The following is a 7983-nucleotide window of genomic DNA, read 5'->3' as shown; positions in this document are numbered from 1 at the left end:
ATAAATCTCCACAATAACAAGCATCTATCTTAAATAACTGTTGTAAAATAGCCACTCTGGCAGGATGTCCAAAAACTTTTGCAATTAACGCAATTTCTTTTTGCTGATCTGTGTACATAGTTTTATCTACTCATTGTTTAATTGCAATAATACGATTAATGTTTGAGTTAGCAAATCTTTTTTAAAGTGTTGATAGAAATTGATAATATTTTATTGGAAATGGTTTTTTGGAAAAGGTTTTTTGGAAAAGGAAATATTTTTGGTGTAGGGGTCGTTTTTTTAGCTTGTGGGTAACGGTTTGGCGCTTGGCGCAGTGGCGGATTTCGGAGCACAAAACTGTCAATACACCACAAAAGTTGATGCGAGGTAGAATGTTCAATTAACCGCGTTACCCGCCATTGAGCCAAACGCCTGTTAGTGGCTGGCTCTTTTCTGTCGTCTGTTTGTTAGCATAATTGTCAATTCGTTTGTTACGTGCTTTAATGAAGTCCATTACTCTTTTTTTGTAAGTCAAATATTCTTCAACGTCCGAAAATGTTGGTCTTGTTTTGAAATTGTCAAACGGTAAGTAAAACTTAATATTCTCGTTCTCGTCAACAAGGTCGTTGAGTAAGAAAAAGTCAATGTAACCTTTGAAGTTGTCAAACAAGTCGAAGAAGTTTTTGTAACGCTTAAATGTGTCGTAAAGTGGGCTTTGTTGCCCTGCGTAAAAAAGTCTGATACATTCCAAAGTCAAGTCGAACCTGTCGTCAATTAAGCTGTTTACTCCACGAGATTGATTTATTGTGTGTTGTTTGTCAACCCGATTGTTTGGAAAAAGAGTGTATGCTCCAATTGTCGAACCTGTGTCAAACAGTTCTTGAACTTCGTCTTTAATTTGTTGTGTCAGCCAAGTTTTGCGTTTGTGATTTCTGTATGAATGTGTAATTGCGTCACTTCCTAGATAATATTCTCCAAGTCTTGAACTATGATATAAATACGTTCCACTTTTTTTGTCGGTCAGCTCAAATTGTTCTCCGTTTGGCAATTTCTTACTCCATAACATTTTATGGTATGAGCGAAGTGTCGGACTTGTGCTGTCCGGGTCGCCACCGTTTGCGTCTGTATAAACGTTAAATGTTATGTCAATTTTCATTACTTTATTTTTTATTGTCAGAATGCAGTAATGTTAGTGTTGCAAGTAAAATTGTCAAAAATGAATTGAACCAAAACTGCCAATTACTAAAATTTAATAATGTCAGCAAAGCGGTTAAGAATGAGCCTAAACACAAAATTGCAACGATTGGGTTTGTTCGTGTTAGTAAGAAGTCAAATCGTTTTGAAGATAGTGTCCGTTGATTTAGTCTATTTTCTTTCCTTCTTTCTTGTCTTGAAATCTGTCTTTCATTGTTCAATGATTTTGGAAACACTTTTACTCCCAAGTCAATAAACTTGTCTGTATTGGTGTCAATAATTGCCCAACCGATTGAATTTGTCCCGAGGTCAAGTCCTAATATTCTGCTCATATATTTTCGTTTTTGTCAATGTTTAGTTGTCGTCATTTATGCTTGCCACTAACGATTTTGTGTCGAGTAGGAAAAGGGAGTTTCACCCTTCCCCTCTCACAGAACCGTACGTGATAGTCTCCCATCATACGGCTCTTCTAATTTAATCTACAAATATAAGCTCATCCTCTTTCAAGTTGGCAAATCGTATTTTAAATTAGCTAACCCCTTTGCTCCACTCCCATTACAGGAGCTTCATCACTACTACGGGTTGTTAGTCCGCCACCTTACACTACATTGGTAATCATCTTGCAGTTGCTCTACTTGATTTTTCCCTTTTGCATTAATGTAAGGCTTCCTGCGTTCCATCCATAAGCCCAGATAAAAGTCATGCCCCCTATACGACGGTTGCCGAATAGCCAGTAAATAGGTTTCCGCTATCCTTGTCCCTGAGAACTCGACTTTTCTCGGTTTTGGCAACATGTGCTTCCTTCTCGACGCTTCATCGGAAGGTTCGCTTTCGCTCATCTCTTTTATCAATACCTGACAGATCAAGTCTGCCTTTTCTTTTCTCGCTTCACACAAACAAATTACTTTGGATGCATTAGAAAAGTGGTTTAGAACCAGCTCCTATAAGCAGATTCTGGTGGGTCGGATCCACCATCTTATAAATAGTTACGTGAAGCTTATGCTTCACTCACAGCACACGTCGAGTAGACCAGGGGAGTTTCACCCCAAGCCTCTCACAGAACCGTACGTGATAGTCTCCCATCATACGGCTCTTCTAAAGTGGTATACAGAAATAGCTCATCCTTTTTCAAGTTGGCAGGCTGTATATCAAATTAGCTCATCCCTTTGCTCCATTTCCATTACAGAAACTTCATCACTACTACGGATGAGTCCGCCCCTGTTCCAAACATCGCTATTCTGCCTCTAGTTTGCGCTATTGTACATTTCACTTTGCATTTTGGCTCAGGTTCCCGAGTTCCGTAAATAAGCCCAAATAATGGTCATGCCTCCTAAATGACGCCTGCCGCCCAGCCAATAAACAGGTGACCGCTGGACTTATAATGTTTGTCATACTTCAAACACTTTTGACAGAGGGTTGCACTTTCTCAGCCTGCCCCGCCCTTCAGCGGGGACACTTCATCAGAGGTTCATTTGCATTCATCTCCATTATTCATACCTGACCAGCTCTTGGCGTAGCCTTTTCCATAACGCTCAATACCTTGGCTCTTTACCAAAGCACCTTATGGTGGTTTGATGCTCTCCCCTGTAGGACAACACCGGTGGGTCGGTTCCACCATCTTATAAACAGTTACGTAACGACTTTCAGCCGGTCGTTACTCTCGGCACACATAAGAGCAGTAGCGGATTAAAATGCATTTACTTTTAGATTTCAATATACTTAATTAAACGCAAAAACGGTTCGAGTTTGCACCTTAACCGCTATTGCTTTTATACATTGTTAGCGGGTCGTTGTTTTTTCATCATCTATATTTTCAATAAATTTTGTTAATTCCTCTTGATTAATGTTATCATTAACAGTATGTAAATTCCCGACATATTTAATTCCAAGGTAATTTGAGGTTTTAACAAACGGCAGCCAAAAATCGTCACCTAAATTATCACCAATCGAGGAAGTTATTACAGCCATTTTCTTTCTTCTTAATTCCCGTCCAAGTTCTATTTCGTTATCCAAAAGGTCAGTAAATCTGTCAAAGAAAACTTTCATAATTCCGCTCATTGCGTACCAATAAACAGGTGTTACAAATATAAATGTTTCATATTTAGCAATTAGGTTCTTCATTAAAAGGATGTAATCGTCATTAAGGTTCTTATGCTCATAATCATAATAAGAAATGTTATAATCGTTTAAGTCTATTTTGTCATAGTCCGAAAGCGCGATAATCTTTTTCACAAGGTTATAGGTATCTCCGTCATTTCTCGAACTCCCAAATATTAAAACCGTCTTCTTTTCCATTTGTGGAATTTTTCATTTTTACAGAAACTACTTATTTTTAAAAACTGCCTTAAAAGCACCATTGGGTTGCACCGAAATAAATCCTTTTGGTTTATCTCCGTCCATTTCGAAAGTAACTTTATAACCTTGTTTTCCCTTTACGGTAAAAACGTTTTCTGATTGAAGTTGAAACTCATCATCTTCTTGTCCTGGTACTTTTGCAAATAATTTGTTGTCTCGAATTTCTAATACTATCGAAATGTTATAGGTTTCTAAAACATAAACGCCTGCATATTTTCGTAAATCAGTTGCAGACTTTATAGTTCCTTTATTAGTTAATGCGTTTAACTTGCTTCGGGTTTCTGTATTGTCCTTAATTTGTAATGCTTTTTGATAATTCGTGACAGCATTTGCGGTATCTTTTTGTGCTAAATAATAGTCCGCATACGAATCATAAACATTACTGCTTTCAGGATACCATTCAATGTTTAGTTCAAATAATGCTTTTGCTTTATTGTACTGTTTTTTACCCAATGCTTCGTAAGCAAAATAGTTGATGAAAGCTTCAGGTGCTGCATTCATATAGCCCATTTTTTCGGTTACTTTTGCATAGTGTGTTTTTAATTTTGACGCAATTAAGTCAGTTGAGTCAGTAAAGTCTTTTTCTGTTGCATCTAAAAGGTAAAAGTCAAAAATAAAACGCAAACCATCATATTCACTTATCAAGGGTACAGTATTATGAGTTTCGTTTTCATAATAGTTTGAGCCATAGATTAATCCATTAGTATTAGCTTTCAAAAACTCATCTAACTTAAAAATGGAACGAATATGTTGGGTTTCAAATGACTTGTCATTTTTGAGTTGTGAAAGTTCCATTCCTTTGGGTAGGGTGTTAGCTGTTCCGATGAATAGGCGTTTACCATTCATATTTTGTTTTGGAAGTTCAGTAATTGTGTTGGTTAAATACTTTTCGTTGTTGTACCACATACTTGGGTCAATAGCGATATGTGCATTAAATAGTTCAGGAAAATTAGTGAGAATGTCAATAACTGTAAGTCCACCTAATGAATGACCAACCACTATTTTATATGGTGCAGTTTTATAATTCCTGTCTATGTATGGAATTAATTCGGATGACAAAAAGTCAATAAAAGGATTTGGTTTGTCTAAATCATTAGATGGAACAAAATCTCTTATTCTATTTGTGTTTTCAATGGCAACCACAATCATTTCTGGCAGCGTGCCATTTCCGTTGGCTTGACTATGTTGTTGAATAATACCAACGGTCGAATAAAAATGTGCACTACCATCTAATAAGTACAAAACAGGATATAGCTTATCAGGGTTTGGTTGTTGTGAAGTAATGTTTGGCGTATAAATCCAAAGTGTCCTGTTTTCATTTAAAGCTTTGGAAGTAATTACTTCCTTTTTACCTATGCTTATATTTTGGCCATTTTGTGCTTTTAAGCAAAACGAGAAGAGTAATAAAGAGAGTGTTATAAATATTGTTTTCATAATTGTTTTAATTTTCGGTTTCTTCAACATATTCAAGAATGTCAGCAGGCTGGCAATCTAAAGCTTTACAAATAGCTTCTAAAGTGCTAAAACGTATGGCTTTTGCCTTTCCTGTTTTTAAAATGGAAAGATTTGAAAGGGTTAGCCCTACTTTATCGGATAGCTCATTAAGCGACATTTTTCGCTTTGCCATCATCACATCAAGGTTTACAATGATTGGCATAGCTTATACAGTTAAGTCGTTTTCGTTTTGTAATTCAATACCTTTCTTGAAAATGAAAGCAATCGCAAATAGTATTGCCGTCATTAGCAAATAAGCTCCACCGTCACTCCAATATCTTTCAACAGTTCCAACATTATACCCTTTATCAGATAGTTGGCTGACAACTTCTTGTGCTATGATGCTGATAATTCCAATTGAAAGCGTGTAATAAGTGATTTTTGTAATAATTCCGCTTACATTTTCACTAAATGGCTTTGTGATGTTTAGTGTGTTGAAAAGCTTAAGTACAACAAAGAAGAGGTAAGCTTTTAATACTGAAACTGCTACAATTAGAGCAAATACCAATGTGTAGATTGGCTTACTTTTTAAGTAGAGTTCCGAAAGGTCAAGTCCAAGATGAAGATTATGGGTTGCAATGGGTTTAAACAAACTGAAAACGTAGTTGAATATCAATGCACCTGTTTGGATGCAGTACCCGAAGAAAATCAGCCAACAAATGACTTGAATTCCTTTCCAAATGAAGTTGTTTCTTTTTGACATATCTTTTAATGAGTTAAAATTGATGTCGCAAAGATAAAACTTATTTATTGAAAAACAATAAATATTTATTGATGATGAAAATATATTTTTTGAACTTCGCAATGAAGCGGTAAGAAACCCTTGATTTTCAAAGCTTTTTTAATTAGCAGTTCTGAACAAGTTAGTCTTTCTTAAACGTGTTGTCTTTTCGTGTACGGATGTTTTTTTTCAATGCCCGCTAACGTTTTGGGGCTTTGCGATGGTGGGGCAATCGAAGCACAAATCTTCAATTTTGCACAGAAGTTCAATCGAAGAAATACCGTTGAACTTTGTACTTTTGCCCCACTATTGCAAAACCCTTGTTGTAGGCAGTGCCATTTTAGTATCTTGTTTTCAGCACTATCTTTCCAAGGTCTTTTATTTCATCTTGTGTGGTGAAAAACACTTCCCCTTTTTTAGAAATTACTTCCCACGCTATGTTACTCGTAATGTCGTCTATTGCGTTAGGCGCTGTTGCATCGTCTATAATGTCAAATGTTCTTTCGTCTTTCATCAACACAGCTTTTGAAAAGTCTTGGTGAACAATCAAAAGTTCGCCACGTCCGTCAATAGATGCTTGATAAATTTCTTGTAAATCTGTAAGTACTTTACCTTGTGCTACTGCTTCTTTCATTTCTTCAATAGCATTTTTCCTACGTTGTTGTTGCAAACCTTCAATGGTATTCCACGATTGCTTTACTATTTGATGTGTAGCGGTGTTGTTATAATCAATGGCTGTGTAACCAAGATATACCGATGGCTTGTCTGCCACTTGTTGTAGTCTGCTGTAATTGTCTTCTGTGCAAATAACTACACAATTTAAGTCAGTTTCATTGTGAACTTTTACCAAAGCTTTATCTACTTTGTTTAAAAATTCTCGAACCAAATCGTCTAAATGTTTTGGGTCGCTTCCTTTGTCGGAATGGGTGTTGTAATGACGATTTTCTGAAAATGGAAAATCATCATTTCTAACTTCTGCAATAATTTCATCATTTATAGCTTCATACAATTGTACACCACTTTGAGAAAGTAACATTACTAAATAGCCTACGCTTCTGTTGAATGATTTGATGATGGGACGAACCGCAAAGCTGTCAGAAATATGTACTCCTTCGTTGTTAGTTTTCCAGCTTGATTTTACAATTTCTTTTGTATCGTTTGATAGAAATAGGTGTAAACTATCTAAGTTATAATTTACATCGATTTCTGCGGAAACATTTTCTAATTTTTCTAAAAGTGAAGCTACTGGTCGTTTTCCAAATTCTGCAATTACTCTATCTTCTGCTTCTTTTAGAAGATTTTTTAAAAGTACTTCATCTTTTGCATTGTCTGGATGTGCACGATGTGTGTTTAAAGAAATGGTTACACAAGGTGTGTTTTTTTCGGTTGCTAATTTTTGTAGCTGTTCTTTTAATGCCATACTATTGTTTATTTTATTTGTTTTTGTTAAATGCTTTTGCGGTGTAATATCCAATGAAAAATACGATGGCTATGAGAATGACTAAGGGCATTTCAAAGCCAAATGCAATAAATTTTACCTTTACACTTTCAAGATTTTGACCAATGAAAATGAGTAGTAAAATCAATAAAACGATGTCAATAATTTGACGAGTTGAGATATTTTTCATTTGAGTTATTTTTTAAGTTCAATAATTTGCACATTGTTTGTACCATCAGTTGATTTCCATTTTTGATATTTCTTTTTGTTGGTCATAATAATCCACGTTTTAGAAAAATCAGAACCATTACTTTCTATGGAAATATACTTTCCGTCGTTCCAAGTCCATTTAAATGGAAGTTTATCATCTCTTTGGATGCCAAGAACGGAATAGTTTAGATTTTTTTCGCCACTTCCGTTTCCTTGAAACTGCATAGTTCCAATGTTGCTTAATGCCACGCCTTGTTGTCCTGGTGTTGTGGTTTCGTATCGTTGTACTGTCCAAGTTCCCACCATTCTGTGCGAACAAGAAGTTAATAATGTCGTTGCAATAACGAATGCCGATAATTTTAATGTTTTTAATGTCATACTTTTTGTCCTTTTTATGTTGTAAGTTAGTTATTTTATTTTTAAGGTTTGTTGTGGAAGCATTCTGACTAACGTTTTTGTAATACGCTAAGAATCAATTAATTTCAATTCCAAGGTCTTCATTGGTCAAAGCGAATTTATCGATTTGTTTTTTAATTCTCTTAACCAAACCTAGTTTTCTCTTTTGGTCCAAAAAGAGATAGCCTTCGGGATT

9 protein-coding genes and 1 pseudogene are annotated in these 7983 nt (G+C 35.6%); all 10 read right to left on the bottom strand.

Translation table 11 applies throughout. The features are described 5' to 3' along the window. Positions 1-118: pseudogene (locus tag G6N06_RS19980) on the bottom strand (transcriptional regulator); the annotation flags it as partial. A gap of 270 nt (positions 119-388) precedes the next feature. Further along, positions 389-1135, bottom strand: coding sequence for a DUF6994 family protein (locus tag G6N06_RS19380; protein WP_163518355.1), 747 nt, complete (start codon positions 1133-1135; stop codon positions 389-391). A 4-nt stretch (positions 1136-1139) separates the two neighbouring features. Beyond that, entirely contained in the window at positions 1140-1505 is a 366-nt protein-coding gene (locus G6N06_RS19375) for a hypothetical protein (protein WP_163518354.1), read from the bottom strand. 1447 nt (positions 1506-2952) lie between these two features. Further along, complete coding sequence (locus tag G6N06_RS19370) at positions 2953-3468, bottom strand: flavodoxin family protein (protein ID WP_163518353.1); 516 nt, start codon at positions 3466-3468, stop codon at positions 2953-2955. A 27-nt stretch (positions 3469-3495) separates the two neighbouring features. Beyond that, entirely contained in the window at positions 3496-4962 is a 1467-nt protein-coding gene (locus tag G6N06_RS19365) for an alpha/beta hydrolase-fold protein (protein WP_163518352.1), read from the bottom strand. A gap of 7 nt (positions 4963-4969) precedes the next feature. Continuing rightward, on the bottom strand, positions 4970-5185 hold the full coding sequence (locus G6N06_RS19360; RefSeq protein ID WP_163518351.1) for a helix-turn-helix domain-containing protein: 216 nt from the start codon (positions 5183-5185) through the stop codon (positions 4970-4972). A 3-nt stretch (positions 5186-5188) separates the two neighbouring features. Further along, positions 5189-5725 carry a DUF2975 domain-containing protein gene (locus G6N06_RS19355; protein ID WP_163518350.1) on the bottom strand — a complete coding sequence of 179 codons (537 nt, stop codon included), beginning with the start codon at positions 5723-5725 and terminating at the stop codon, positions 5189-5191. A 358-nt stretch (positions 5726-6083) separates the two neighbouring features. Further along, the gene (locus tag G6N06_RS19350) at positions 6084-7163 is read right to left on the bottom strand and encodes a baeRF3 domain-containing protein (protein WP_163518349.1); all 1080 of its coding nucleotides are present in this window, start codon (positions 7161-7163) and stop codon (positions 6084-6086) included. 13 nt (positions 7164-7176) lie between these two features. Then, complete coding sequence (locus tag G6N06_RS19345) at positions 7177-7371, bottom strand: LapA family protein (protein WP_123903519.1); 195 nt, start codon at positions 7369-7371, stop codon at positions 7177-7179. Between the two features lie 5 nt (positions 7372-7376). Beyond that, positions 7377-7769 carry a hypothetical protein gene (locus G6N06_RS19340; protein WP_163518348.1) on the bottom strand — a complete coding sequence of 131 codons (393 nt, stop codon included), beginning with the start codon at positions 7767-7769 and terminating at the stop codon, positions 7377-7379. Positions 7770-7983 lie beyond the last annotated feature (214 nt).

The organism is Gelidibacter japonicus, assembly GCF_010725055.1.
Lineage (GTDB): Bacteria > Bacteroidota > Bacteroidia > Flavobacteriales > Flavobacteriaceae > Gelidibacter > Gelidibacter japonicus.
The sequence above is the reverse complement of the archived record's forward strand: the minus strand, read 5'-3'. Positions and strand labels throughout refer to the sequence as shown.

What these genes read in the sequence shown, in the direction of transcription:
- G6N06_RS19355 (WP_163518350.1), bottom strand. Translation starts at nt 5,725, where the DNA reads ATGTCAAAAAGAAACAACTTCATTTGGAAAGGAATTCAAGTCATTTGT.
- G6N06_RS19375 (WP_163518354.1), bottom strand. Translation starts at nt 1,505, where the DNA reads ATGAGCAGAATATTAGGACTTGACCTCGGGACAAATTCAATCGGTTGG.
- G6N06_RS19350 (WP_163518349.1), bottom strand. Translation starts at nt 7,163, where the DNA reads ATGGCATTAAAAGAACAGCTACAAAAATTAGCAACCGAAAAAAACACA.
- G6N06_RS19345 (WP_123903519.1), bottom strand. Translation starts at nt 7,371, where the DNA reads ATGAAAAATATCTCAACTCGTCAAATTATTGACATCGTTTTATTGATT.
- G6N06_RS19360 (WP_163518351.1), bottom strand. Translation starts at nt 5,185, where the DNA reads ATGCCAATCATTGTAAACCTTGATGTGATGATGGCAAAGCGAAAAATG.
- G6N06_RS19340 (WP_163518348.1), bottom strand. Translation starts at nt 7,769, where the DNA reads ATGACATTAAAAACATTAAAATTATCGGCATTCGTTATTGCAACGACA.
- G6N06_RS19365 (WP_163518352.1), bottom strand. Translation starts at nt 4,962, where the DNA reads ATGAAAACAATATTTATAACACTCTCTTTATTACTCTTCTCGTTTTGC.
- G6N06_RS19370 (WP_163518353.1), bottom strand. Translation starts at nt 3,468, where the DNA reads ATGGAAAAGAAGACGGTTTTAATATTTGGGAGTTCGAGAAATGACGGA.
- G6N06_RS19380 (WP_163518355.1), bottom strand. Translation starts at nt 1,135, where the DNA reads ATGAAAATTGACATAACATTTAACGTTTATACAGACGCAAACGGTGGC.